This is a genomic window from Marinobacterium arenosum (genome assembly GCF_019795155.1).
In the GTDB taxonomy this organism is placed as follows: domain Bacteria; phylum Pseudomonadota; class Gammaproteobacteria; order Pseudomonadales; family Balneatricaceae; genus Marinobacterium_C; species Marinobacterium_C arenosum.
Map to the genome: position 1 here is coordinate 20,596 of NZ_JAILYN010000005.1, position 26,841 is coordinate 47,436.

A 26,841-nucleotide genomic window follows, 5' to 3' on the forward strand; every position below is an offset into this window, starting at 1 on the left:
CGCCTATGAGTGCCGAGCAGCTGACACTGCAGCGAATCGCTGAGTTGGTTGGCGGGACCCTGCATGGCGATCCCGACTATCCGATCAGTGGCATCGCAACCTTGGAGAGCGCTGGCCCCCAGCAGCTCTCCTTTTTGTCTAATGTGCGCTACAGCGAGCAGCTGGTCAGCACCCGGGCGGGCGCCGTACTACTAAGCAGCGAATATCTGGCGAAGGCACCGGGCCAGGCGATCGAGGTTGCCGACCCCTATGCCGCCTTCGCCCAGCTCAGCCACCATTTCGACCGCACGGTACCGTTGGCGCCCGGCATCGATGCATCGGCCCGGATCGCGCCGGACGCCGATGTGGCCGCCGATGCCCAGGTTTGTGCCAATGCGGTGATCGGTAGTGGTACGGTGGTCGAATCGGGCTGTTATATCGGTCCGAACGTGGTCATCGGCGAACGCTGCCGGGTCGGCTCTGGCAGCCGTCTCAATGCCAACGTAACGCTCTACGCCGATGTACGTATCGGCCACAACGCCATCGTTCACAGTGGTGCGGTGCTGGGCGCAGACGGCTTCGGTTTCGCCCGCCAACAGGGCCGTTGGCACAAGATTGCCCAGCTCGGCGGCGTACGGATCGGCGACGATGTCGAGATCGGCGCCTGCACCACGATCGATCGCGGTGCACTGGACGACACCCTGATCGGTGATGGGGTTAAGCTCGATAACCAGATTCAGATCGCCCACAACGTGGAGGTGGGGGAGCATACCGCCATGGCCGGTTGCGCGGCCGTGGCGGGCAGTACCAAAATTGGCGCGCGCTGCATGATCGCCGGTGGGGCCGGAATTACCGGCCACCTGACGATCGCAGACGACAGTTATGTGACAGCGATGTCATTGATTGGAAACTCAATCAGGAAGTCCGGTTCCTATTCGTCTGGTACCGGTTTTCAGGCAACCCAAGACTGGCGCCGTAACGTGGTCCGTTTCAAGAAGCTTGATGAGTTGGCGCGGCGCGTTAAATCCCTTGAAGACAAGTTAGAAGAGATTGAAGGTCATTCATAATGTTGATGGATGTAAAGGAAATTCGTGAATATCTGCCGCACCGCTACCCGTTCCTGCTGGTGGACCGCGTTATCGAACTGGTCGAGGGGGAATCCATCGTCGCCTACAAGAATGTCACCGTGAACGAGCCGTTCTTCAACGGTCACTTTCCGGACCAGCCGGTAATGCCGGGCGTGCTGATCGTCGAGGCGATGGCACAGGCGGCCGGTATTCTCGGCTTCAAAACCATGGACAAGAAGCCCCAGGATGGGTCAATCTACTACTTCGTAGGCGCGGATAATCTCCGTTTCAAACGTCCGGTGGTACCGGGCGACCAGCTGAAGCTGGAAGCCAAGGTGCTGTCCGAACGACGCGGCATCTGGAAATTCGATGTGCGTGCCTCGGTGGATAATGAGACGGTTAGTTCCGCTACCATCCTCTGTGCTGATAGGAAGGTCTGACCTTGATTGACTCGCGCGCCATTATCGACCCTTCCGCCAAGCTGGCCGACGACGTTCAGGTCGGCCCGTGGTCCGTGATCGGGCCGGATGTGGAGATCGGTCCCGGTACGGTAATCAGCTCCCATGTGGTGATCCAGGGACCGACCAAAATCGGCGCCCATAACCGGATCTTCCAGTTCGCCTCGGTCGGCGAGGAGTGCCAGGACAAGAAATATGCGGGCGAGCCCACCCGGTTGGAGATCGGCGACCATAACGTGATCCGCGAGGGGGTGACCATCCATCGCGGCACCGTGCAGGATAACGGCGAGACCATTATCGGCAGCCATAACCTGTTCATGGCGTACTCCCATGTCGCGCACGACTGTGTGGTCGGTGACCATGTGATCATGGCCAACAACGCCTCCATCGCCGGTCATGTGCATGTCGGCGACTGGGTGATCCTCGGCGGCTTTACCGCCGTGCATCAGTTCTGCCAGGTCGGAGCGCACGCCATGACCGGCGCCGCCTCGTTGGTCTTGAAGGACGTGCCGGCCTACGTGATGGCCAACGGCAACAGTGCCGAACCGCACGGTATCAATGTCGAAGGGCTGAAACGGCGCGGCTTCTCGAAAACCGCCATCCAGGTGCTGCGACGGGCCTACAAGGCGGTCTATCGGGAAGGTCTGACCGTTGGCCAGGCGCTGGAGCGGCTGCGTGAGCTGGCCAAGCACGCGCCGGAAGTCGATCTGATGATCGCCTCGCTGGAGCGCTCCAACCGCGGCATCATTCGATAGGCGTCTTTCGGCTACGCCCGAAAGACGCCTGGGAGCACCGCATGTCACGTCCGCTACGTATCGCTATAGTCGCCGGGGAAGCCTCCGGCGATATCCTCGGTGCCGGCTTGATCCGGGCCCTCAAGAAACGTTATCCACAGGCTGAATTCGAAGGGATCGGCGGTGACCTGATGATCGCCGCCGGCTGTCGCTCCCATGTGCCGCTGGAGCGGCTGTCGGTGATGGGGCTGGTCGAGGTGTTGGGCCGGTTGCGCGAACTGCTGAAATTGCGTCGCAAGCTGGCCGAGCGCTGGCTGGCCGAGCCACCGGACCTGTTCATCGGCGTCGACGCGCCGGATTTCAATCTCAAGCTCGAGGGCTGGCTGAAACAAGCCGGCGTGCCGACCGTGCATTACGTCAGTCCGTCGGTCTGGGCCTGGAAACAGAAGCGGATCTACAAGATCAAGCGGACCACCGACCTGGTGTTGAGCCTGTTCCCGTTCGAAGCGCAACACTACGCGCCGACCGGCCAGCGTGTCGCCTTCGTCGGCCATCCGCTGGCGGACAGCGTGCCGCGCTCGGTGGATATCCCGGCTACCCGGCGGCGTTTCGCCGTCAAGGAAGGCGAGACGTTGATCGCCATCCTGCCGGGCAGCCGGGGCGGCGAACTCAAATATCTGGCCGAACCCTTTCTCGATACCGCCCGCTGGCTCAGCGCGCGGCTCGACAACGTCCGCTTCGTGATTCCGGCAGCCAGTGAACAGCGCCACGACCAGCTGCACCGGCTGATCAGCGACAAGTACAGTGATCTGAACGTGCAGCTGGTGATGAAGCGTTCGCGCGAGGTGATGGCGATCGCCGACGCGATCCTGATCGCCTCCGGTACCGCCACGCTGGAAGCGACCCTGCTGGGCAAGCCGATGGTGGTTGCCTACAAGATGGCCGGGCTGACCCATGCGATCTACTCGCGGATGATCAAGAGCCGTTTCATCTCGCTGCCCAACCTGCTGGCCGATGAGCCGCTGGTGCCGGAAATTTTGCAGCGTGATGTGCAGCCGCAGGTGCTCGGCGAGGCGCTGCTGCGGGCGTTGCAGGACCAGCCATACCGCCAGTACCTGGCCGAGCGTTTCGCCGGGATCCAACGCCAGCTGAACCTGAATGCAGACGAGCAGGCCGCCGACGCGGTGGCAGCGCTGCTCAAGGAACGTGGAGTGCTCTGATGGAAGCCCTGGGATTTGATTTTGCGCCGCGTCAGCTGATCGCCGGTGTCGACGAGGTTGGTCGCGGCCCGCTGGTCGGTAACGTGGTGACCGCCGCGGTGATCCTGGACCCGGCACAGCCGATCGCCGGCCTGGCCGACTCCAAGAAACTGAGCGAGAAGCGGCGCGAGGCGTTGTACGACGAGATCGTCGAGAAGGCGCTGGCCTGGGCGGTCGGTTGCGCCACGCCGGCCGAGATCGATGAATTGAATATCCTGCACGCCACCATGCTGGCGATGCAGCGGGCGGTGGCCGGCCTGGCGCTGGTGCCGGAGTATGTCTACGTCGACGGTAACCGTTGTCCGCCGCTGCCCTGTCCGGCCGAGCCGGTGGTCAAGGGGGACGCCAAGGTGCCTGAAATCAGCGCCGCCTCGATCATCGCCAAGGTCACCCGTGACCGTGAGATGGCGGCACTGCATGCCGCTCACCCGCAGTACGGCTTCGATCGCCACAAGGGCTATCCGACCCCGGCGCATCTCGAGCTGCTGAAAAAACATGGTCCGTTACCGGAATACAGGCGCAGTTTCCGCCCGGTACGCGAGCTGCTGCAACCCTGAACAAGACAGAAGTTGACATGACAGAACCTCAATTCGTCCATCTTCGGGTCCACAGTGAGTATTCACTGGTTGACGGCCTGGTCCGTATCAAGGAGTTGGTCAAGGCCAGCCAGGCGGCGCAGATGCCGGCCGTGGCGCTGACCGACCAGGTCAATCTGTTTGCGCTGGTCAAGTTCTACAAGGCGGCTGTCGGCGCCGGTATCAAGCCGATCTGTGGTACCGACCTGCTGGTGGTCAACTCGGAGACGCCAGATGCCGATCCCCATCGGCTGACCCTGTTGGTCAGTAATGGCCAGGGCTACCGCAATCTGATGGAGCTGGTTTCCAAGGCTTATAGCGACGGCCAGAACTATATTGTCGACAAGGCGCTGGTGGAGCGCAGCTGGATCGCCGAGAAAGCGGAAGGTCTGATCGCGCTGTCCGGCGCCAAGGACGGTGATATCGGTCGTGCGATCCTGTCCGGCAAGCCGGAGCGGGCCGAGCAGCTGCTGGCCGGCTGGATGGCGCTGTTCCCTGGTCGCTTCTACCTGGAGCTGCAGCGTACCGGCCGGCCGGGCGACGAGGAGGTGGTGCACGGCAGCGTCGAGCTGGCCCACAAGACCGGCTGTCCGGTGGTGGCCACCAACGGCGTGATGTTCCTGAAGGAGGAAGATTTCGATGCCCACGAGGCACGGGTTTGCATCAACCTGGGCCGTACCCTGGAAGATCCAACCCGGCCGCGCGACTACTCCGAGCAGCAGTATTTCCGCAGTGCCGAGGAGATGGCCGAGCTGTTCGCCGATATTCCGGTGGCGCTGCAGAACTCGGTGGAGATCGCCAAGCGCTGCAATATCGATATCGAGCTGGGTACCTACTATCTGCCGAAGTATCCGATCCCGGAAGGGATGCTGATGGACGATTACTTCCGCAAGGTCTCGTTCGAGGGGCTGGAGGAACGGCTGGAGGTTCTGCTCGACAAGAATGACCCCGATTATCTGGCCAAGCGTCAGCCCTATATCGACCGCTTGAACTTCGAGCTGGATATCATCATCCAGATGGGTTTCCCCGGTTACTTCCTGATCGTGATGGACTTCATCAAGTGGGGCAAGGAGAACGGCGTGCCGGTCGGGCCGGGACGTGGTTCCGGTGCCGGCTCGCTGGTGGCCTATGCGCAGAAGATCACCGACCTGGACCCGCTCGAGTACGACCTGCTGTTCGAACGCTTCCTGAACCCGGAACGTGTCTCCATGCCAGACTTCGATATCGACTTCTGCATGGATAACCGCGACAAGGTGATCGACTACGTCGCCAACACCTACGGCCGCGACGCGGTGTCGCAGATCGTCACCTTCGGTACCATGGCCGCCAAGGCGGTGGTGCGCGACGTGGCGCGGGTACAGGGTAAGGCGTTCGGCCTGGCCGACAAGCTGTCCAAGCTGATCCCGTTCGAAGTGGGCATGACGCTGAGCAAGGCCTGGGAGCAAGAGGAGCTGCTGCGCGAGTTCGTCAACGGCAGCGAAGAGGCCCAGGAGATCATGGAGATGGCCTACAAGCTGGAGGGGGTCACCCGAGGCGTCGGCAAGCACGCCGGCGGGGTGGTGATCGCGCCCACCAAGCTGACCGACTTCGCCGCCACCTACTGTGACGAAGAGGGCAAGGGCCTGGTCACCCAGTTCGACAAGAACGACGTCGAAGAGGCCGGTCTGGTTAAGTTCGACTTCCTGGGGCTGCGTACCCTGACCATCATCGACTGGGCGTTGGACACCATCAATAAGGTGCGGGCGAAAGAGGGCCAGGAGCCGCTCGATATCGCGCTGATCGATCTGGAAGACAAGAAAACCTTCGACCTGCTGCAGTCCGCCGAGACCACCGCGGTATTCCAGCTCGAGTCCAACGGTATGAAGGACCTGGTCCGCCGTCTGCTACCGTCGCGCTTCGAGGATATCGTCGCGCTGGTGGCGCTGTTCCGACCCGGGCCGCTGCAGTCCGGCATGGTGGATGACTTCATCAACCGTAAGCACGGCCGTGCCGAGATGGCTTGGCCGCATCCGGATTACCAGTTGGATTCCCTGCAGCCGGTGCTGGAGCCCACCTACGGTATCATCCTCTACCAGGAACAGGTGATGCAGATCGCCCAGGTGATGGCCGGCTACACCCTCGGCGGTGCGGACATGCTGCGCCGTGCGATGGGTAAGAAAAAGCCGGAGGAGATGGCCAAGCAGCGGGCGATCTTCCTGGAGGGTTGCGAGAACAACAATATCGATCGCGACCTGGCTGGCAACATCTTCGACCTGGTGGAGAAGTTCGCCGGCTACGGCTTCAACAAGTCCCACTCCGCCGCCTACGCGCTGGTCTCCTACCAGACCGCCTGGCTGAAGGCGCACTACCCGGCGCCGTTCATGGCGGCGGTGATCTCCTCAGACATGCAGAACACCGACAAGGTGGTGATCTTCATCGAGGAGTGCCGCAAGATGGGGCACGCGCCGCTGCCGCCGGACGTCAACAGCGGCGAGTACATGTTCACCGTCAACGAGGATGGCCGGATCGTCTATGGCCTGGGGGCGATCAAGGGGGTCGGCGAAGGGCCGATCGAGTCGATCGTCGCCGCCCGTCAGGACGGTAAGGGTCCGTTCAAGGATATCTTCGATTTCTGCGAACGGGTGGGGGCCAAGAAGCTGAACAAGCGGGTGCTGGAGTCGCTGGTACGCTCCGGTGCGCTGGATAATCTGGGGCCAAGCCGGGCGGTATTGTTCGAGGCGATCGGCGACGCGCTGAAAGCGGCTGACCAGACCGCGCGCAACCAGGACGCCGGCATGTTCGATCTGTTCGGCGAGGTCGAGGTGGAACAGCCCCGTGACCCGTACGAGGATTACCAGCGCCGGGTACGTGACTGGACCGACAAGGAGCGGCTCGGCGGCGAGAAGGATACCCTGGGCCTGTACCTGACCGGCCATCCGATCGACGAATACGAAAAAGAGCTGGCCAATTTCGTCAGCAAGAAGATTGTCGAGATTCAGCCGTCCCGCGGCGCCACCCAGAAGATGGCCGGGCTGGTGGTCGATATGCGGCTGAAGAAGACCAAGAAGGGCGAGAACCTCTGCTTCGTGACTCTGGACGACCGCAGCGCCCGGATCGACGTGACCCTGTTCGGCGAAACCTACGATCAGGCACGTGACCGGATCAACAAGGATGCGGTGCTGATCATCGAGGGCGAGGTCAAGGAGGATCACTTCTCCGGCGGTATCAAGGTCAGTGCCTCCCAGGTGATGGATATCCCGCAGGCGCGGGCCCGCTATGCCCGCTGTCTGGAGATCAGCTGTTCCCGTGAACAGTTGACCCAGCGCGCGCTACGCCGACTGGAGGAGACGCTGGCCGGTTACCGCGGTCAGGGCGCGCTACCGGTATCGTTGTGCTACCGGCGTAACGACGCCCGAGCCAATATCACGCTGGGTGAGCAGTGGAAGGTCGAGGCCAATGACGACCTGGTGCTGGCGCTGCTGGACCAGTTCGGCAGTGGTTCGGTGCGGTTGGCGTACTGATCGATGTTGCCAGGCGGCGATTCAGCCGCCATTCGTCACCGTTGGTCGATGGTTGCACGGACTGGTTCTAAAACGAGCAAGCGGGTAAACTTGGGCGCAATTTTTACCCTGTTACCGAACTGAAGCTGGATATAAAAAGAGCGGGCATGAATCCAAATTACCTGGACTTTGAACAACCGATCGCTGAACTGCAGGCCAAGATCGAAGAGCTGCGCCTGGTCAGTGACGATAACGAAGAACTGAACCTCTCCGATGAGATCGCCAAACTGCAGGATAAGAGCCGCTCGCTGACCGAGTCGATCTTCTCCGACCTGTCCGCCTGGCAGATCTCTCAGCTGGCTCGTCACCCGCAGCGCCCCTATACGCTGGATTATGTCGAGCATATCTTCGATGATTTCGACGAAGTACACGGCGATCGTCACTTCGCCGATGATGCCGCGATCGTCGGCGGTATTGCCCGTCTGGATGGCAAGCCGGTGATGGTGGTTGGCCACCAGAAGGGCCGTGAAGTAAAAGAAAAGGTACGCCGCAACTTCGGCATGCCGCGCCCGGAAGGTTATCGCAAGGCGCTGCGTCTCATGGAGATGGCGGAACGCTTCAAGCTGCCGGTAATGACCTTTATCGACACGCCGGGAGCCTACCCGGGGATCGATGCGGAAGAGCGTGGTCAGTCGGAAGCGATCGCTTTCAACCTGGCCAAGCTGTCGCAACTGAAAACCCCGGTCATCTCCACCGTCATTGGTGAAGGTGGTTCCGGTGGCGCACTGGCGATCGGCGTTTGCGACGAACTGCTGATGCTGCAGTACGGCACCTATTCGGTGATCTCGCCGGAAGGTTGTGCGTCGATCCTGTGGAAGAGTGCCGAGCGTGCGTCCGATGCGGCCAAGGCGATGGGTATCACCGCCGACCGGCTGCATGAGCTGGGACTGGTCGATCAGGTGGTCAGCGAACCGCTGGGCGGCGCGCACCGTGATAAGGGACTGATGGCTGCCAACCTCAAGAAGCACCTGCTGGAAACTCTGGACAAGCTGGAAGGGCTGTCCGAAGAGGAGCTGCTGGAACGCCGTTACAGCCGGTTGATGTCCTACGGCCTCGATGGCGAGCCGGCCTGATCCGACAGCTGCGTCGCAGCGGGCCGATCTCGATACGCTGTTCCAGGCCGAGGTCGCCCGTCATCCCAACGTCCGCCGCTGGCTGATCGGCCATAGCGGCGGTCTCGACTCCCAGGTGTTGCTGCACCTGGCTGCCCGCCATATTCCCCGCGACCGCCTGCTGGTGGTCCATGTCAATCACCAGTTGCAAGCCGCCGCCGATTACTGGGTTCAGTTCTGTCAACGCAATGCCCAGCGGCTGAAGCTGGCCTTTCACCTCGAAACCGTCTCACCCGTCGATAGATCCGAGCAAGCTGCCCGCGACGCCCGCTATGCCGCTTTCGAACAGTTGCTGCAAGCCGGCGACTGTCTGCTGCTCGGACACCACGCCGATGATCAGGCGGAAACCCTGTTGTTCCGGTTGCTGCGTGGTAGCGGCCTGACCGGCCTCGGCGGTATGCCGCGCCAGCGTCCGCTGGGGGCTGGCCAACTGCTGCGGCCGCTGCTGGATCAACCGAAGAGTGTGCTATTGCAGTGGGCCGAGACGGCCCGGCTGGACTGGGTGGAGGATCCCAGCAACCGGCAGTTGGACTACGACCGCAACTACCTGCGTAACGAGGTAATGCCCCGACTGGCGCAGCGCTGGCCCGGCTTCAGTCGGCGCTGGAGCCGTACCGCCGACCAGCTGCGGGAAACCGAACAGCTGTTGAACCGGTTGCTGGATCGGGAGCTGCAGCCGCTGTTGCTGGAGGATGGCGGGTTCGACTGTCAGTCGCTTGCCGGGCGCCCGGATGATGAGCAGCGGGCGCTGCTGCGGCGTTGGCTGCAGCCCGATGGCGTGCTGTTGAACCGCGATCAGCTGCAGCGGGTCATTGGCCAGCTGGTGAACGCGCGTGCTGATGCCCAGCCAAGGCTGCGATTGGCGGACCGGGAGCTACGCCGTTATCGACAACGGCTTTATCTGCGGCCAGCCAAGTCGCTGCCCATCGACCCGTTTGACGGGCCGTTGCAGCCGGGTGAGCAGCGGCTCAGCGACGGTCGCTTGCAGATCGCGCCCGGTCAGGGCGGCCTGAAGACGCTGCAGGGGTTGCAGCTGGTGCGCCGCCAGGGTGGTGAGCGGCTGAGTCCGCAGGGGCGTGGCGGCAGTTGCAGCCTGAAGCAACTGCTGCAGGAGGCCGGGATCGCGCCCTGGTGGCGAGAGCACTGGCCGCTTATCGTATCCGACGGAAAGATCGTTGCAGTACCGCGGATTTGTGTCTGTGAGGGCTGGTGGTCGGCAACTGATGGTTATCGACTCAACTGGCAGCCATTCTGATTGTCTGGCGGGGGGGATTTTGCTATCCTGCACTCCCATCTCGAGTTTGTATTTCCTCGCTTTCTAACCACCGATAAACAGGTTCCGCATGACGCGTTATATCTTCGTCACAGGCGGTGTTGTGTCTTCTTTGGGCAAAGGCATCGCATCTGCTTCTCTGGCTGCAATCCTCGAAGCACGAGGTCTTAAAGTCACCATGCTGAAACTGGATCCGTACATCAATGTCGATCCGGGGACCATGAGTCCGTTCCAGCACGGTGAAGTATTCGTAACCGAAGATGGCGCGGAGACCGATCTGGATCTGGGGCATTACGAGCGGTTCATCCGCACCACGATGTCCAAGCGCAACAACTTCACTTCCGGCCGCGTTTACCAGCATGTGCTGCGCAAAGAGCGTCGCGGCGACTACCTGGGCGGTACCGTGCAGGTGATTCCGCACATTACCGATGAGATCAAGCGTCGGGTGATCGAAGGCGCCGCCGGTGCGGATGTGGCGCTGGTCGAGATCGGTGGTACCGTCGGCGATATCGAATCGCTGCCGTTCCTGGAAGCGGTGCGTCAGCTGAAAACCGAGCTGGGCATGTCACGCGCCATGTTCATGCACCTGACTCTGGTGCCGTACATCGCCACCGCCGGCGAAACCAAGACCAAGCCGTCCCAGCACTCGGTGAAGGAACTGCGCTCGATCGGTATCCAGCCGGATATCCTGGTGTGCCGTTCCGAACAGCCGCTGCCGGACTCCTCCCGCCGCAAGCTGTCGATGTTCACCAACGTCGAAGAGCGGGCGGTGATCTCGATGCCGGACGCCGATACCATCTACAATATTCCGCAGATGCTGGCTGACCAGCAGCTGGACGATATCGTCGTCGAGCGTTTCGGTCTGGATGCCAAGCCGGCTGATCTGACCGAGTGGAACGCGGTGGCCGATGCCCACCTGAACCCGGATGGCGAAGTCACCATCGCCATGGTCGGCAAATACATGGAACTGCTGGACGCCTACAAGTCGTTGATCGAAGCGATCACCCACGCCGGTATCAAGCTGCGCAAGAAGGTTCGCATCGAGTGCATCGATTCCGAACGGGTCGAGAAAGAGGGCGTTGATATCCTGAAGAACGTCAGCGCGATCCTGGTGCCGGGCGGTTTCGGTGAGCGCGGCGTGGAAGGCAAGATCGCCGCCGTCCAGTATGCCCGTGAGAACAAGGTTCCCTACCTGGGCATCTGCCTGGGCATGCAGGTGGCGGTGATCGAATTCGCCCGCAACGTGGCCGGCATCGCCGGTGCCACCTCCAGCGAATTCGACGGCCAGGCGGAGCACCCGGTAGTGGGGCTGATCACCGAATGGACCACCGCCGAGGGTGATGTCGAGACGCGCGGTGAAGAGGACGACCTGGGCGGCACCATGCGCCTGGGGGCTCAGCTGTGCCACCTGGCCGAAGGTTCGACCGCGGCAGAGGCCTATGGTGGCACCGAGGTTGTCGAGCGTCACCGTCATCGCTACGAAGTGAACAATAACTACGTGTCGCAGCTGGAAGAAGCCGGCTTGCGCATCGCCGGCCGCTCGGTCGACGGTGAGCTGGTGGAAGTGGTCGAAGTGCCGGATCATCCGTGGTTCGTGGCTTGCCAGTTCCACCCGGAGTTTACCTCCACGCCGCGCGACGGCCATGGCCTGTTTACCGGCTTCATCAAGGCGGCCCTGGCCCAGCAGGCTGGCACACAAAATTCTTGAGTTGAGCGTACTTGGAGTTGAATTAGATGGCACAGATTGCTGATATCAAAGCCCGCGAGGTTCTGGATTCCCGCGGCAACCCGACCGTCGAAGCGGACGTTATCCTGGCTTCCGGCGTGATCGGTTCCGCTTGCGCACCGTCCGGTGCCTCCACCGGTTCCCGCGAAGCGCTGGAACTGCGCGACGGTGACAAGTCCCGCTATCTGGGTAAGGGTGTGCTGAAAGCGGTTGCCGCGGTGAACGGCCCGATCCGTGACGCCCTGATCGGCATGGATGCAGCCGAACAGCGTGCACTGGACGACAAGATGCTGGCGCTGGACGGCACCGAAAACAAGGCCAACCTGGGCGCCAACGCGATCCTGGCGGTCTCCCTGGCGGCGGCCAAAGCCGCTGCGGCTGAAAAAGGCCTGCCGCTGTACGCTCACATCGCCGAACTGAACGGCACTGCCGGCCAGTTCTCGATGCCGGTACCGATGATGAACATCCTGAACGGTGGTGAGCACGCCGACAACAACGTCGACATCCAGGAGTTCATGGTTCAGCCGGTCAACTTCAAGACCTTCTCCGAAGCGCTGCGTTGCGGTGCCGAGATCTTCCATGCGCTGAAAGCGGTGCTGAAGGCCCGTGGCCTGAACACTGCCGTGGGCGACGAAGGTGGCTTCGCACCGAACCTGGGCTCCAACGAGGAAGCACTGGTGGTGATCAAGGAAGCGATCGACAAAACCGGCTACCAGTTGGGCAAGGACGTGACCCTGGCGCTGGACTGCGCATCCTCTGAATTCTACAAGGATGGCAAGTACGATCTGGCCGGTGAAGGCAAGGTGTTCGATTCCGAAGGTTTCGGCGACTACCTGGCACAGCTGGCGGACAACTACCCGATCGTCTCCATCGAAGACGGTATGGATGAGTCCGATTGGGACGGCTGGGCCAGCCTGACCAAGAAGATCGGCGACCGGGTGCAGCTGGTCGGTGACGACCTGTTCGTGACCAATACCAAGATCCTCAGCCGCGGTATCGAGCAGAGCATCGGTAACTCAATCCTGATCAAGTTCAACCAGATCGGTTCACTGTCCGAAACCCTGGATGCGATCAAGATGGCGAAGGACGCGGGTTTCACCGCAGTGATCTCGCACCGTTCCGGTGAGACCGAAGACACCACCATCGCAGACCTGGCGGTGGGCACCGCTGCCGGCCAGATCAAGACCGGTTCGCTGTGCCGCTCCGACCGTGTCGCCAAGTACAACCGTCTGCTCCGTATCGAGCAGGAGCTGGGTGACAAGGCGGTATACAACGGCCTGGCGGAGATCAAAGGTCAGGCGTAACGCCGACCGGGCAGAACAAGGGGGCGTTGGCCCCCTTTTTTGACGCCGGATGCCGAGCTGTCCTGAATCGAGGTTGTGATGTTTCGTGGTTTAATGTTGATCCTGTTTGTGCTGCTGCTGGGGCTGCAATATCGGCTCTGGTTCGGAGAGCCGAACCTGCGCCAGATCTGGCAGCTGGAGACGATGATCGAACAGCAACAGCTACAGAACGAGCAGCTCAGCGAGCGTAACAAGCAACTGGAAGCGGAAGTACAGGACCTTAAAAAGGGTTTGTCGGCGCTGGAGGAGCGGGCGCGTAATGAGCTGGGCATGATCCGCGAAGGCGAAACTTTCTTTCAACTGGTCGACCCCCAACCCCAGGCTCGCCAACGCTAAGGGGCGACCATAAGCTGCGGCGGCTCCGCACTGGAGTGCAGGATCGGACACCACCGGGGCGCCGATCGCCGCTAACTTGCACCGTCCAGTCTCCTCGGACGGTTTCTGGAGATACCTGCCGTGATGCAGTTGCCAACCGATTTTAGCTACCTCTACGGCCAGCCGGCCGGTACCGCCCTGATCCGTACCGAGGCGGAAGATTTCCAGGTGTTCGAACAGCTGCCGTTCGAGCCCGATGGCGAGGGTGAGCACTACCTGGTCTATATCCGCAAGATCGGTGAGAACACTGATTGGGTGGCTCGCAAGCTGGCCCGCTTCTGCCATACCACGCCGCGTGAAGTGGGTTATGCCGGTAAGAAAGACCGCCATGCGGTGACCGAGCAATGGTTCAGCGTCAAGGTGCCGATTAAGCGCGAGGTGGACTGGACGCTGTTCAACAGCAAGACCATCCAGGTGCTGAAGGCGGTACGCCATGGCCGTAAGTTGCGCCTTGGCGCGCTCAAGGGCAACCGTTTCAAGCTGCGCCTGCGCGAGGTCAGTCAGCCGGATGAACTGGTCGCCCGACTGGAACAGATCCGCAACGGGGTGCCGAACTATTTCGGCGAGCAGCGCTTCGGTAATGACTGGAACAACCTGCACAGCGGCTTGGCGTTACTCAGTGGAGAGCTGAAGGAGCGTCAACGCCATAAAAAAGGCCTCTATATATCGGCGGTGCGCTCCTGGCTGTTCAACCGGTTGCTGTCGCAGCGGATCGAACAGGGGCTGTGGCAGACGCTGTTGCCGGGCGATGCGCTGATGCTGGAAGGGAGTCGCAGCTGTTTCGCCGCCGATGCCGAGCAGGATATGGCACAGTTGCTGCAGCGCCTGGAACAGCGCGACCTGCACCTGACCGGAGCGTTGTGGGGGCGGGGCGAGCCGATGGCGCAGCTGGATGCCCGTCAGTGGGAGCGCGATCAGCTGGCGCCCTGGAGCGAATTGCTCGGCGGCCTGGAACAGCTCGGTCTGAACCAGGAGCGACGCGCCCTGCGACTGTTGCCGGCGGCACTTGCAGCTCATGCGGAGTCTGAACGACAATGGTGGCTCGAATTTGAGCTGCCCGCCGGTGCATTTGCCACCAGTGTGCTGCGTGAACTATGCCAGGTGACAGCCCCCGTCCGGGGGAACGATGCATGAGAATACTGATCTCCAACGATGACGGCGTCTATGCGCCAGGGATTGCCGCACTGGCCCGGGTATTGGCCGAGATCGGCGAAATCCAGGTGGTGGCGCCGGACCGCAACCGCAGCGGCGCCAGTAATTCATTGACCCTCGATCGGCCGTTGGAGCCGCACCATCACGACAGCGGCTTCATCAGCCTTAACGGCACCCCGACCGATTGCGTCCATATGGGGGCCTCCGAGGTGTTCGGTATGGCGCCCGACCTGGTGGTTTCCGGTATCAATGCCGGCGCCAACCTGGGTGACGACGTGCTCTATTCCGGTACCGTGGCGGCAGCGATGGAGGGGCGCCATCTGGGGCTGCCGCCATTGGCGGTATCGCTGGCCAGCCACCACCCGAAGCATTTTGACAGCGCGGCACTGGTCACCCGCGATCTGGTTGGTCGTCTTGGCGAGCTGAACCTGGCACCGCGCACGGTGCTGAACGTCAATGTGCCGGACCTGCCGCTGGCAGAGATCAAGGGTGTGCACGTTACCCGTTTGGGCCACCGTTCATTGGCAGACAAACCGGTGGCCAGCGCCGACCCGCGCGGCAAGGTGCGCTACTGGATCGCCGGGGCCGGCGATGCCGCCGATTGCGGGCCGGGGACCGACTTCTATGCTGTCGCCGAGGGCTATGTCTCGATTACTCCGTTGCAGATCGATATGACCCAGTATTCCGGCATGGACAGTGTTGCCGAGTGGTTGGAGAAACCGCTATGAACAATATTCAGCTGGAGGGGATCGGCATGACCTCGCGGCGCACCCGTGAGCGGCTGATCAACCGGCTACGCGAGCAGGGGATTCGCGACGAGGCGGTGCTGGAGGCGATGCGCGCGACGCCGCGTCATATCTTTGTCGACGAAGCGCTGGCGCACCGGGCCTATGAGGACAGCGCGCTGCCGATCGGCTTCAATCAGACCATCTCGCAACCCTATATCGTGGCCCGGATGAGCGAATTGCTACTGGCCGGCGGGCCCCTGAAGCGGGTGCTGGAAGTGGGAACCGGCTCCGGTTTCCAGACCGCCGTGCTGGCCCAGCTGGTCGATAACCTGTGCAGTGTCGAGCGGATCCGGCCGCTGCAGGAGAAGGCTCGCACGCGGTTGCAGATGTTGGCGTTGCGCAACGTCCAGTATCTGCACTCCGATGGCGGTATGGGCTGGCCCGCCAAGGCACCGTTTGATGGAATTCTGTCGGCGGCGGCCCCTGAACAGGTGCCGGCCGAACTGCTGGCGCAGCTGGCCGTCGGTGGACGGATGGTGATCCCGGTCGGCGGTAGTCGCGGCCAACAGCTCAAACTGATCTGCCGGCGGGATGAAAATAACTACGAAACCGAGGTGATCGAAGGGGTTCACTTCGTACCGCTGCTCAGCGGTACCCTGCGTTGATGGAGGTGTGATGAGTCAGCTGCGTTCAGTAACGGCGTATCTGTGGTTGGCCTTGAAGGGGATGCTGATGGGGGCGGCCGATGCGGTACCGGGCGTATCCGGTGGCACGGTGGCCTTCATGACCGGGATCTATGAGGAGCTGATCGACTCATTGCGGCGGTTCGATCTGCAGGCCCTGCGGCTGCTGTTTCGCGAGGGGCCACTGACGGCTTGGCGACACGTCAACGGCAGTTTCCTGCTGGTGCTGTTCTGCGGCATCCTGTTCAGCGTACTGACCATGGCCCGGTTGGTGCTTTATCTGCTGGCTGAATACCCGATTCAGCTGTGGGCCCTGTTCTTCGGCCTGATCCTCGCCTCCTGCTGGGTGGTGGCGCGCTGTATCGATGGTTGGGAACGTAATCGAATAGCCAGTTTTCTGCTGGGGGTGGTAACCGCTTACCTGGTGACCTCGCTGATTCCTATCTCGCTCGAGGCGACCCCGTTGACGGTGTTCCTGGCCGGCATGCTGGCGATCTGCGCGATGATCCTGCCAGGTATTTCCGGCAGCTTCATCCTGCTGTTGTTGGGGCTCTATGCGCCGATTTTGGCGGCGATCAAGGGCTTTGAGTGGGCGTTGCTGCTGCTGTTCGCGTCCGGTTGTGCGGTTGGTTTGCTCAGCTTTTCGCGATTACTGCACTGGCTGTTCCAGCACCATCATGAAGCCACACTGGCGCTGCTGGCCGGCTTCATGCTGGGCTCGCTGAACAAGGTCTGGCCCTGGAAATACACCACCGCCTATACCATCGACCGGCACGGTCGCGAGGTGGCGCTGGTACAGGAGAATCTGCTGCCGGGCGGCTATGAGTCGCTGACCGGCGAGCCGGCTTTCATGGCCAGTGCCGTCGGCCTGATGGCGCTGGGGGCTATGCTGGTCATGGCGCTGGAGTGGCGCAAGCAGTAGCGGAGGAGTCGCTGTGGCCGGATGGCGAGGGGGATGGCTGTTACTGCTCGGTGCACTGCTGGTGGGCTGTGGTGGTGGTCAGTATGTGCCCGTGGCCGACCGGTCGCGCCCGGTTAAAAGTCAGCCACCCCCGGCACATTATGTGGTCCGCAAAGGTGATACTCTCTATTCAATTGCTTGGCGCTATGGCATCGACTTTCGTCGTATAGCTCGCTTGAATGCTATCGATAACGACTACCGGATCTATCCCGGTCAGAAGTTGCGGCTGAAGGGGCAGCCGGTGGCGGCGCAGGCGCCCAAAACCCAGCAAAAACGCACAACGCAGGTGGCGGCCGCGCCGGTGGCTCCGAAAGTACGGAACCAATCGGCACCGCCGCAACCAAACAAAAATAAGCCCAACACGAATACCGACTCACAAAAAGTTAGTAGTACATCGTCGACGACGAACTCTGCTAGGGTGAAAAGTATTCGCTGGAGATGGCCCGCCGAGGGGCGTGTCATAAAAACGTTTACAACCCGTGGTAAGATCAATAAAGGCATTAATATTGCCGGTCGCCTGGGTGATCCGGTGTTTGCGGCGGCTACCGGTGAGGTGGTTTACGCGGGCAGCGGCTTGTTAGGGTACGGAAACCTTATCATTATCAACCATGACGGTCTGTTTATGAGTGCTTATGCACACAACAGCCGAATTTTTGTAAAGGAGCGTGACAGAGTCACCCAAGGTGACAAGATCGCCGAGGTGGGTAATAGCGGTACCGATCGTTATATGCTCCACTTCGAGATCAGGCGGGATGGCCAGCCGGTGAATCCGCAGCGTTACCTGCCGAAACGCAAATAATAATAACTACGTCCAGATGACGGACGACGCTCCATCTAAACGAGGGGGTTGAACATGGAAAATCTAGAGAAGGATTATGCGCTGGAGAACGCAGAGGATGAGGTAGCGGTTTCTGACGATGCCGAGACGGATCAGCAGGCGGAGGAAACCAATGAGGTGGCAGAATCGCCTGCCGAAGCCTTCATTAACAGTGGCCGAGGTCGTGGCAGCCTGGCCCATAAGGACTTGATGAACGCCAAAACGCTGGATGCCACTCAGCTCTACCTGAATGAGATCGGCTTTTCGCCGCTACTCAGTGCCGAGGAGGAGGTTTACTACTCCCGGCGAGCCTTGCGCGGCGACGAAGCGTCCCGCAAGCGGATGATTGAAAGCAACCTTCGCCTGGTAGTGAAGATTGCCCGCCGTTATATCAACCGGGGACTGACCCTGCTCGACCTGATCGAGGAAGGTAACCTGGGCTTGATCCGGGCGGTTGAGAAATTTGACCCTGAACGGGGTTTTCGTTTCTCGACCTACGCCACCTGGTGGATCCGCCAGACCATCGAACGCGCCATCATGAACCAGACCCGGACCATCCGGCTGCCGATCCATGTGGTCAAGGAGCTCAATGTCTACCTGCGGGCGGCTCGGGAGTTGGCCCAGAAGCTGGACCATGAGCCCAGCGCCGAAGAGATTGCCAGCGCGGTGGATAAGCCGGTGGAGAATGTCGAACGGCTGCTCGGCCTGAACGAGCGGGTCAGTTCGGTGGACACTCCGGTGGGCAAGGATTCCGATAAGTCGTTGCTCGATACCATTCCGGACCTGGATTCGTCCGATCCCGCTACTTTGCTTCAGAGCACCAATATCAGCGGTAACCTGAACCACTGGTTGGACATGCTGCCTGACAAGCATGCGGAAGTGCTGTCCCGTCGCTTCGGTTTGCGCGGCTACGAGATGAGCACTTTGGAAGAGGTGGGCCGGGAGATCGGTTTGACCCGTGAGCGGGTGCGCCAGATCCAGGTGGAAGCGTTGCGCAAGCTGCGTGAAATTGTCGAAAAGAACGGCCTGTCCGGCGAAGACCTGCTGCAGCAGTAATCTGCGGCTAGCCTTTCTGTTGCGGGATTGGAGCCTCAGCGCTCCAGATGTTCCCGCTTACCCGGCACCCCATCCCACTCCTCGGCTTCTTCGAGGGGCTTCTTGCGTTCCGTGATGTTGGGCCAGACTTCGGCCAGCTCGGCATTCAACGCGATAAACTCCTGCTGGTCGGCCGGCACCTCGTCCTCATGCAGAATCGCCTCGGCGGGGCACTCCGGCTCGCAGAGCGCGCAGTCGATGCACTCGTCCGGATGGATCACCAGGAAGTTCGGTCCTTCGTAAAAGCAGTCCACCGGACAGACTTCGACACAGTCGGTGTATTTGCAGCGGATGCAGTTTTCCAAGACCACGTACGCCATGGCGTTTCTCCTGCGTTGACGTTTCTTGCTTCAGTCTAGCAGCCAGCCCGGCCCCGGGGAGAGATTAGCCGGTACGTCAGGCAACTCCAGTGGCCCTCTGTACTGCCCTAGAACGCCAGGCTTGCCGGTGACGTTCTGTTAACTCAAAACTGTCAACTTATAACTGCTCTTCCGCTCGCCCAGCGAGTCCGGCGCTGCCAGGCGGGGCGCCTTAGGGCCCCGCCGACTGGAAACAAACTATTTCAACCGCTGCTTCAGCGCGTAGAGCGCATCCAGCGCCTGGCGCGGCGTCAGTTCGTCCGGATCGAGCTGCTCCAGCTGGTCGATGGCCGGGTGCGGCGCGTAACTGAAAAACAGGTCGTTCTGGGTTGGCGGCGGCGGGCTCTGCTGTTGTTTCTCGGCGGTGGCACCCTGTTCCAGCTGGATCAGCCGCTGGCGTGCATCCTGGATCACGTGGCCCGGCACGCCGGCCAGCTGGGCCACCTGCAGGCCGTAGCTCTGGCTGGCGGGACCGTCCTGCACCTCGTGCATGAACACGATATGGTCGTTGTGCTCGACGGCGGTCAGGTGCACGTTGAACACGTTTGGTAGCTGCTCCGGCAGGTTGGTCAGTTCGAAATAGTGGGTTGCGAACAGGGTGAAGGCGTTAACCTGACGGGCCAGGTAGTCCGCTGCCGCCCAGGCCAGTGACAGGCCGTCGAAGGTGCTGGTGCCGCGGCCCACTTCATCCATCAATACCAGCGAGCGGTCGCTGGCGTTGTTCAGGATGTTGGCGGTCTCGGTCATCTCCACCATGAAGGTGGAGCGGCCGCCGGCCAGGTCGTCGGAGGAGCCCATACGGGTGAAGATCCGGTCGACCAGGCCGATGGTGGCACTGTCGGCCGGTACGTAACTGCCGATATGGGCCAACAGGGTGATCAGCGCGGCCTGGCGCATATAGGTGGATTTACCACCCATGTTCGGGCCGGTGATGATCAGCATCCGCCGTTCGTTGTCCAGCAACAGGTCGTTTGGCACGAACGGCTCGCTCATTACCGCCTCGACCACCGGGTGTCGGCCGGCACGGATCTGCAATTGCGGCTCTTCGCTCAATGCCGGGGCGATGTAGTTCAGGCTGTCGGCACGTTCAGCCAGGTTGTTCAGTACGTCCAGTTCGGCGGTGGCGGCGGCGCTGTCCTGCAGCTCCGGCAGGTGCTGGGCCAGGATCTCGATCAGCTCTTCGTACAGCGCCTTCTCGCGGGCCAGCGCGCGACTCTTGGCGGACAGCGCCTTGTCTTCGAACTCCTTCAGCTCAGGGGTGATGAAGCGTTCGTTGTTCTTCAGGGTCTGGCGGCGGATATAGTCGGCTGGCGCCTGGTCGGCCTGGCCCTTGGAGATTTCGATGAAATACCCGTGTACCCGGTTGTAGCCGACTTTCAGCGTTTGGATGCCGGTACGCTCGCGCTCGCGGCTTTCCAGTTCGACCAGGTAGGCACCGGCGTTCTCGCTGATGCCGCGCAGCTCGTCCAGTTCGTCGTCGTAACCCTCGGCGATTACGCCGCCGTCGCGGATCACCACCGGCGGGTTGTCGATCACCGCCCGGCTGAGCAGGTTGGCCAGGTTTTGGAAGGTGCTGATGGTGTCGGCCAGTTCGGCCAGGCGCGGCGCGTCATGGCCCTGCAGCTGGCTTTGCAGCTCCGGCAGCGCGTGCAGGGCGTGCTTCAGCCGTTCCAGGTCGCGTGGCCGCGCCGAGCGCAGTGCCACCCGTGACAGGATTCGCTCGGTGTCGCCGATCTGTCGCAGCGTGGCGCCGAGCGTCTCGTATTGGTAGTTGTCTTTCAGCCAGCGGATCGCGCCCTGGCGGGCCAGCAGGGTGTCGCGGGCACGCAGCGGGCGGTTCAGCCAGCGGCGCAGCAGTCGGCTGCCCATCGGTGTGCGGCACTTGTCGATCACCGACGCCAGGGTGTTCTCCTTGCCACCGGCGAGGTTGATATCCAGTTCCAGGTTGCGCCGGGTGGCGGCGTCCAGCAGTACGCTCTCGCTGCGCTGCTCGATCTGCAATCGGCGGATATGCGGCAGGTTGTTGCGCTGGGTGTCCTTGGCGTACTGCAGTAGGCAGCCGGCGGCGCAGAGCGCGGTGGTCAGGTGGTCGCAGCCGAAGCCGCTCAGGTCCTGCACGTTGAACTGTTGGCACAGTTGGCGCTCGGCGGATTCGTAATCGAAATGCCAGGGCGCCTGCGGCCGCAGCCCTTTGCAGTGGCTCAGCGTTTGGCCGAACAGGCTCTCCTCATTGTAGAGGATCTCGGCCGGCTTGAGCCGCTCCAGTTCGCTAGCCAGGGCCTCTTCGCCTTTGACTTCGCTCAGGCTGAAGCGGCCGCCGCTGATATCCATGATCGCCAGGCCGATGGTTTCGTCCTGGCCGTGGAGTGCAACCAGCAGGTTGTCGCGGGCTTCATCCAGCAGCGCCTCGTCGCTGAGCGTGCCGGGAGTGACAATCCGTACCACTTTGCGTTCCACCGGCCCTTTGCTGGTGGCCGGATCGCCGAATTGTTCGCAGATCACCACCGACTCGCCGGCCCGTACGATACGGGCAATGTAGTTCTCGGCAGCGTGGTAGGGTACGCCGGCCATCGGGATCGGGTCGCCGCCGGATTTGCCGCGCGCGGTCAGCGAGATGTCCAGCAGTGCGGCGGCCTTCTTGGCGTCGTCGTAGAACAACTCGTAAAAATCCCCCATCCGGTAAAACACCAGCTGGTTGGGGTGATTGGCTTTGATACGCAGGTACTGCTGCATCATCGGCGTATGGTTGCTCAGATTGCCGGGCTGGCTGGTCATGGGAGTCTCGCGTGTTGAATCGGGCCGCTCGAACGGCTGGTTTTGGAAAATAACGGGCCGATATTGTACGGGATCTGCCAGCCGATGCGTAGCGTACCTGATTCCTGCCGGTTACTGTTCGAAGGGTTGGGATGTTATTAACTGTTTGATATATAACAGCTTGTCTTCGAGGACTGAGATAGTGTCGAGGACGGACGTTGAGGTATTTAACGGCAGTTGCCTGGCATGTTGGGCGGTTGATGATTTTTCATATTTGCCAGGGTTGCATTCGACCTCTGATATGGAATAATACTGTCCAAACATACAGTATTTCCATCACCTGACTTGAGTAGGCAATAGAATGGATCAGAATCGTCAGAAAGCGCTCGATGCGGCGCTGTCGCAGATTGAGCGTCAGTTCGGTAAGGGCGCCGTAATGAAGATGGGCGATCAGCCGCGTGAGGCGATTCCGGCGGTCTCCACCGGCTCGCTGGGGCTGGATATCGCGCTGGGCATCGGCGGCCTGCCGTACGGCCGTATCGTCGAGATCTACGGTCCGGAATCCTCCGGTAAGACTACGCTGACCCTGCAGGTGATTGCCGAAGCGCAGAAACAGGGCAAGAGCTGTGCCTTCGTCGATGCCGAGCACGCGCTGGATCCGATCTATGCCGAAAAACTGGGCGTCAATGTTAACGAGCTGCTGGTATCGCAGCCGGATACCGGTGAGCAGGCGCTGGAGATCGCCGATATGCTGGTGCGCTCCAACGCGGTTGACGTGATCGTCGTCGACTCGGTTGCGGCGCTGACGCCGAAAGCCGAGATCGAGGGCGAGATGGGCGACTCCCATGTCGGTCTGCAGGCCCGCCTGATGTCCCAGGCATTGCGCAAGCTGACCGGTAGCGTCAAAAATGCCGGCTGTTTGATGGTTTTCATCAACCAGATCCGTATGAAGATCGGCGTGATGTTCGGCAACCCGGAAACCACCACCGGTGGTAACGCGCTGAAGTTCTACTCTTCTGTCCGGCTGGACATCCGCCGCACCGGCGCGGTCAAGCAGGGCGACGAGGTCGTCGGTAACGAAACCCGCGTCAAGGTGGTCAAGAACAAGGTGTCACCGCCGTTCCGCCAGGCCGAGTTCCAGATCATGTACGGTCAGGGTATCTACCATATGGGCGAGGTGATTGACCTCGGCGTTAAGGAGAAGCTGATCGACAAATCCGGTGCCTGGTACGCTTATAAAGGCGACAAGATCGGTCAGGGCAAGGCCAATGCGGCCAAGTTCCTGGAGGAGAACCCGGCTATCGCCGAGGAGATCGAAACCGAGATCCGTGCGCGTCTGTTGAACGTGCCGCGGCCGAGTGAAGCCAAGGAAGAGGAGCCGAGCGCACAGCTCGACCTGTCCTGAGCCGGGTTGGCGGGCACAAGCTGCTTGTCATCAGGGTTTGAATATTAAATGGTTTAAAAAGGGGCTGCGGCCCCTTTTTTCGTGTCTGCCGTTTTCAGTTGTCTTTGCGAGGAGGGGTGTCAATGTCAGAGCAGGAAGATCCGCGTAGCGAGATACGGGGCCAGGCGTTCCGGCTGCTGGCCCGGCGCGAGTACAGCCGGCGTGAGCTGGCATTGAAGTTCGCCCGTAAATACCAGGATGCCGATATCGAAGCGGTGCTGGACCAACTGGTGGCCGAGGGTTACCAGAGCGATCGCCGCTTTGTTGAGCTGTTCGTTCGTAACCGGGTCAGTCAGCTGCAGGGGCTGAACAAGATCCGCTTTGATATCCGCCAAAAGGGGATCGCCGAGCAGGAGCTGGAAGAGGTGCTGCAGGAGCAGGCGCCGGACTGGTTCGACCTGGCGTTGCAGGCCCGGCTGCGGCGTTTCCCGCAGGTGGACAGGAGCGATCGCAAGCAGTTGGCCAAACAGATGCGCCATCTGCTGCAACGAGGCTTCAGCATGGAGGAGGCGCGCTACGCTTTGGATGCCGAACCGGACGAACCGGATTGGCCTACTTGATCTGGCGCGGCGCTCGGGCGATGCTGAGGGGTGATGCGTAGCGCTGCCGGGAGATCTGTGACAGTGGCCGTTCGGCCGGTATTGAAACGCTCGCTTAAAAACAGTCGTACAATTTTCAGCCGCACTGTATAATGCGCGCCATTTTTGCGGCGTCTGAATGTACGCTGACAGACCAGAATCATAGCGCAGATGCGCTTATCAGAACGGATACGCCGACGGTTATTTTCCATGAAATACATGACAAGTGCCGAAATTCGCCAGGCTTTTCTCGACTTCTTCCAGCAGCAGGGCCATGAAGTGGTGCCCAGCAGCTCGCTGATCCCCGCCAACGACCCGACATTGATGTTCACCAATGCCGGTATGGTGCAGTTCAAGGACGTGTTCCTGGGCAGCGACAAGCGTGGCTATACCCGGGCGACCAGCTCACAGCGTTGCGTGCGTGCCGGCGGCAAGCACAACGACCTGGAAAACGTCGGTTATACCGCCCGTCACCACACTTTCTTCGAGATGCTGGGCAACTTCAGCTTCGGCGATTACTTCAAGCATGATGCGATCCGCTTCGCCTGGACTTTCCTGACCGAAGTGCTTGGGCTGCCGAAAGAACGGCTGTGGGTGACCGTGCATCACTCCGACGACGAGGCGGAGAAGATCTGGAAGGAGGAGATCGGCGTCGATCCCGAGCGCTTCTCCAAGCTGGATGAAGACAACTTCTGGTCGATGGGCGATACCGGCCCCTGCGGCCCCTGTACCGAGATCTTCTTCGACCACGGTCCGGAAGTCTGGGGCGGCCCTCCGGGCAGTCCGGAGGAGGACGGTGACCGCTACATCGAAATCTGGAACGTGGTCTTCATGCAGTACAACCGTTCCGCCGATGGCGAGATGACGCCGCTGCCGAAGCCGTCCGTCGACACCGGTATGGGGCTGGAGCGTATCGCTGCGGTGCTGCAGAACGTCCACTCCAACTATGAGATCGACCTGTTCCAGAACCTGTTGAAGGCCGCTGCGGCCGCTGTAGGTACCGATGATCTGGACAGCAAGTCGCTGCGGGTGATCGCCGACCATATCCGTTCCTGCTGCTTCCTGATCATCGACGGCGTGCTGCCGTCCAACGAAGGTCGTGGCTACGTGCTGCGCCGCATCATCCGCCGGGCGATCCGCCACGGCAACAAGCTGGGCGCCAAGGATGCCTTCTTCCACAAGCTGGTTGCGGCACTGGTGGCCGAGATGGGCGCCGCCTATCCGGAACTGAAGGAACAGCAGGCCCAGGTTGAGCGGGTGTTGCTGAAAGAGGAGCAGCAGTTCGCTAAGACCCTGGACCATGGCATGAGCCTGCTGCAGGGGGCGATCGACAACCTCGATGGTACCGTGATCTCCGGCGAAACCGTGTTCAAACTGTACGACACCTACGGCTTCCCGACTGACCTGACCGCCGATGTGGCCCGCGAACACGAGCTGACCGTCGATATGGACGGCTTCGAGCGTGAGATGGCTGAACAGCGCGAGCGTGCCCGTGCCGCCGGCAAGTTCTCGGTCGACTACAACGAAGCGATCCGGCTGGAGGGTGAAACCGACTTTACCGGTTACCAACAGCTCGATGGCAGTGCCCGGGTGGTTGCGTTGTTCAAGGAAGGTCAACAGGTCGAGCAGCTGACGCAGGGTGAAAGCGGCATTGTGGTGCTGGATCAGACGCCGTTCTACGCCGAATCCGGTGGCCAGGTGGGCGACAGCGGTGTGCTGGCGGCTGCCGGCGTCAACTTCACCGTGACCGATTGCAGCAAAGAGGGCAAGAACCACCTGCACCACGGTGAACTGACCGAAGGCAGCCTGAAGGTTGGCGACCAGATTCAGCCGCAGGTCGACAAGGTCCGTCGCCAGGCGACCGCGCTGAACCACTCCGCGACCCACCTGCTGCACGAGGCGCTGCGCATTGTGCTGGGCAGTCATGTTCAGCAGAAAGGCTCTCTGAACGATGACCAGCGGCTGCGCTTCGACTTCTCGCACTTCGAGGCTGTATCCCCGGAGCAGCTGGCTGAAGTCGAGCGGATCGTTAACGACCAGATTCGTGCCAACAGCGAGGTTGTCACGGAGATCATGGATATCGACGCGGCCAAAGCGAAAGGTGCCGCAGCACTGTTCGGTGAAAAATACGAAGACGTCGTGCGCGTACTGTCGATGGGCGGCGATTTCTCGGTCGAGCTCTGCGGTGGTACCCATGCCAAGCGGACCGGTGATATCGGCCTGTTCAAGATCATTTCCGAAGGCGGTGTGGCCGCCGGCGTACGCCGTATCGAAGCGGTCACCGGCGCTGGCGCGCTGGCCTGGCTGAATACAACCGACGCGACTCTGGGTCAGATCTCCGCGCTGGTGAAAGGCTCTCGCGACAGCGTGGTCGACAAGGTGCAGGGGCTGGCCGATCGCAACCGTCAGCTGGAAAAAGAGCTGGAGCAGCTGAAAGCCAAGCTGGCCGCCTCGCAGAGCGCCGACCTGGCGTCGAGCGCGGTGGAGGTCAACGGCGTCAAGGTACTGGCGGCCCAGTTGCAGGGCGTCGAGCCGAAAGCGCTGCGCGACACCATCGACCAGCTGAAGAACAAGCTGGGCAGCGGTGTGGTGGTACTGGCGGCGGCCGGCGACGACAAGATCGCGCTGGCGGCGGGGGTTACCAAGGACCTCACCGGCCAGGTGAAGGCTGGTGACCTGATCCGCGAGCTGACCGCCAAGATCGGCGGCAAGGGCGGCGGCCGGCCGGACTTCGCGCAGGGTGGCGGTAGCGACCTGGCAGCGCTGCCGGCGACGCTGGACGAGGTGAAAGGGCTGGTGGAAGCCGCGCTTTCCTGATCGAGCTGGCGGA

General features: G+C 61.4%; 22 protein-coding genes. 20 read left to right on the forward strand and 2 right to left on the reverse strand.

Annotated elements, in window-relative coordinates; all coding sequences use genetic code 11:
- Positions 1–5 precede the first annotated feature (5 nt).
- The 17 genes from lpxD to rpoS all read left to right on the forward strand — a co-directional run bounded on the left by lpxD (position 6) and on the right by rpoS (position 18,837).
- A complete protein-coding gene (lpxD, locus tag K6T12_RS03490; RefSeq protein ID WP_222219542.1) occupies positions 6–1,046 on the forward strand; it encodes a UDP-3-O-(3-hydroxymyristoyl)glucosamine N-acyltransferase in 1,041 nt (346 codons plus the stop codon).
- A complete protein-coding gene (fabZ, locus tag K6T12_RS03495; protein WP_255611517.1) occupies positions 1,046–1,486 on the forward strand; it encodes a 3-hydroxyacyl-ACP dehydratase FabZ in 441 nt (146 codons plus the stop codon). The genes lpxD and fabZ overlap by 1 nt, the downstream gene beginning before the upstream one ends.
- A 2-nt stretch (positions 1,487–1,488) precedes the next feature.
- Positions 1,489–2,259 (forward strand): acyl-ACP--UDP-N-acetylglucosamine O-acyltransferase, encoded by a 771-nt coding sequence (lpxA, locus tag K6T12_RS03500; protein WP_222219544.1) that lies wholly within the window; start codon positions 1,489–1,491, stop codon positions 2,257–2,259.
- Between the two features lie 41 nt (positions 2,260–2,300).
- Positions 2,301–3,458, forward strand: coding sequence for a lipid-A-disaccharide synthase (lpxB, locus tag K6T12_RS03505; protein WP_222219546.1), 1,158 nt, complete (start codon positions 2,301–2,303; stop codon positions 3,456–3,458).
- Positions 3,458–4,054: a ribonuclease HII gene (gene rnhB, locus K6T12_RS03510; protein ID WP_222219548.1), complete on the forward strand. Its 597-nt coding sequence runs from the start codon at positions 3,458–3,460 to the stop codon at positions 4,052–4,054. The genes lpxB and rnhB overlap by 1 nt, the downstream gene beginning before the upstream one ends.
- 17 nt (positions 4,055–4,071) lie before the next feature.
- Entirely contained in the window at positions 4,072–7,572 is a 3,501-nt protein-coding gene (gene dnaE / locus K6T12_RS03515) for a DNA polymerase III subunit alpha (protein ID WP_222219550.1), read from the forward strand.
- Between the two features lie 146 nt (positions 7,573–7,718).
- Complete coding sequence (gene accA, locus K6T12_RS03520; protein ID WP_222219552.1) at positions 7,719–8,684, forward strand: acetyl-CoA carboxylase carboxyl transferase subunit alpha; 966 nt, start codon at positions 7,719–7,721, stop codon at positions 8,682–8,684.
- A complete protein-coding gene (gene tilS / locus K6T12_RS03525; RefSeq protein WP_222219554.1) occupies positions 8,668–9,978 on the forward strand; it encodes a tRNA lysidine(34) synthetase TilS in 1,311 nt (436 codons plus the stop codon). Before accA ends, tilS begins: the two co-directional genes overlap by 17 nt.
- A gap of 88 nt (positions 9,979–10,066) precedes the next feature.
- Complete coding sequence (locus tag K6T12_RS03530; protein WP_222219556.1) at positions 10,067–11,704, forward strand: CTP synthase; 1,638 nt, start codon at positions 10,067–10,069, stop codon at positions 11,702–11,704.
- A 26-nt stretch (positions 11,705–11,730) separates the two neighbouring features.
- Positions 11,731–13,026, forward strand: a complete 1,296-nt coding sequence (gene eno, locus K6T12_RS03535) for a phosphopyruvate hydratase (protein ID WP_222219558.1) — start codon at positions 11,731–11,733, stop codon at positions 13,024–13,026.
- A 78-nt stretch (positions 13,027–13,104) separates the two neighbouring features.
- Positions 13,105–13,401, forward strand: coding sequence for a cell division protein FtsB (gene ftsB, locus K6T12_RS03540; RefSeq protein WP_222219560.1), 297 nt, complete (start codon positions 13,105–13,107; stop codon positions 13,399–13,401).
- Positions 13,402–13,524: 123 nt separating this feature from the next.
- On the forward strand, positions 13,525–14,574 hold the full coding sequence (gene truD, locus K6T12_RS03545) for a tRNA pseudouridine(13) synthase TruD (protein WP_222219729.1): 1,050 nt from the start codon (positions 13,525–13,527) through the stop codon (positions 14,572–14,574).
- Entirely contained in the window at positions 14,571–15,320 is a 750-nt protein-coding gene (gene surE, locus K6T12_RS03550) for a 5'/3'-nucleotidase SurE (protein WP_222219562.1), read from the forward strand. Before truD ends, surE begins: the two co-directional genes overlap by 4 nt.
- Positions 15,317–15,985, forward strand: coding sequence for a protein-L-isoaspartate(D-aspartate) O-methyltransferase (locus K6T12_RS03555; RefSeq protein WP_222219564.1), 669 nt, complete (start codon positions 15,317–15,319; stop codon positions 15,983–15,985). The genes surE and K6T12_RS03555 overlap by 4 nt, the downstream gene beginning before the upstream one ends.
- Before the next feature lie 10 nt (positions 15,986–15,995).
- Positions 15,996–16,925, forward strand: a complete 930-nt coding sequence (locus tag K6T12_RS03560; protein WP_222219566.1) for a DUF368 domain-containing protein — start codon at positions 15,996–15,998, stop codon at positions 16,923–16,925.
- Positions 16,926–16,938: 13 nt separating this feature from the next.
- The gene (locus tag K6T12_RS03565) at positions 16,939–17,763 is read left to right on the forward strand and encodes a peptidoglycan DD-metalloendopeptidase family protein (protein WP_222219568.1); all 825 of its coding nucleotides are present in this window, start codon (positions 16,939–16,941) and stop codon (positions 17,761–17,763) included.
- A gap of 54 nt (positions 17,764–17,817) precedes the next feature.
- Entirely contained in the window at positions 17,818–18,837 is a 1,020-nt protein-coding gene (gene rpoS / locus K6T12_RS03570) for an RNA polymerase sigma factor RpoS (protein ID WP_222219570.1), read from the forward strand.
- 35 nt (positions 18,838–18,872) lie between these two features.
- Here the strand turns inward: rpoS and fdxA are convergent, their stop codons facing one another.
- Together fdxA and mutS are read right to left on the reverse strand one after the other, a co-directional pair.
- Positions 18,873–19,196: a ferredoxin FdxA gene (fdxA, locus tag K6T12_RS03575; RefSeq protein WP_222219572.1), complete on the reverse strand. Its 324-nt coding sequence runs from the start codon at positions 19,194–19,196 to the stop codon at positions 18,873–18,875.
- 237 nt (positions 19,197–19,433) lie between these two features.
- Positions 19,434–22,010 (reverse strand): DNA mismatch repair protein MutS, encoded by a 2,577-nt coding sequence (gene mutS, locus K6T12_RS03580; protein ID WP_222219575.1) that lies wholly within the window; start codon positions 22,008–22,010, stop codon positions 19,434–19,436.
- Between the two features lie 340 nt (positions 22,011–22,350).
- On the opposite strand from mutS, the gene recA reads away from it, so the two are divergent.
- From recA to alaS, 3 genes are all read left to right on the forward strand, one after another.
- A complete protein-coding gene (recA, locus tag K6T12_RS03585) occupies positions 22,351–23,394 on the forward strand; it encodes a recombinase RecA (RefSeq protein ID WP_222219577.1) in 1,044 nt (347 codons plus the stop codon).
- A gap of 122 nt (positions 23,395–23,516) precedes the next feature.
- Positions 23,517–23,993: a regulatory protein RecX gene (locus tag K6T12_RS03590; protein WP_222219579.1), complete on the forward strand. Its 477-nt coding sequence runs from the start codon at positions 23,517–23,519 to the stop codon at positions 23,991–23,993.
- 237 nt (positions 23,994–24,230) lie between these two features.
- Positions 24,231–26,828: an alanine--tRNA ligase gene (gene alaS / locus K6T12_RS03595; protein WP_222219731.1), complete on the forward strand. Its 2,598-nt coding sequence runs from the start codon at positions 24,231–24,233 to the stop codon at positions 26,826–26,828.
- The last annotated feature ends 13 nt before the right edge of the window (positions 26,829–26,841 follow it).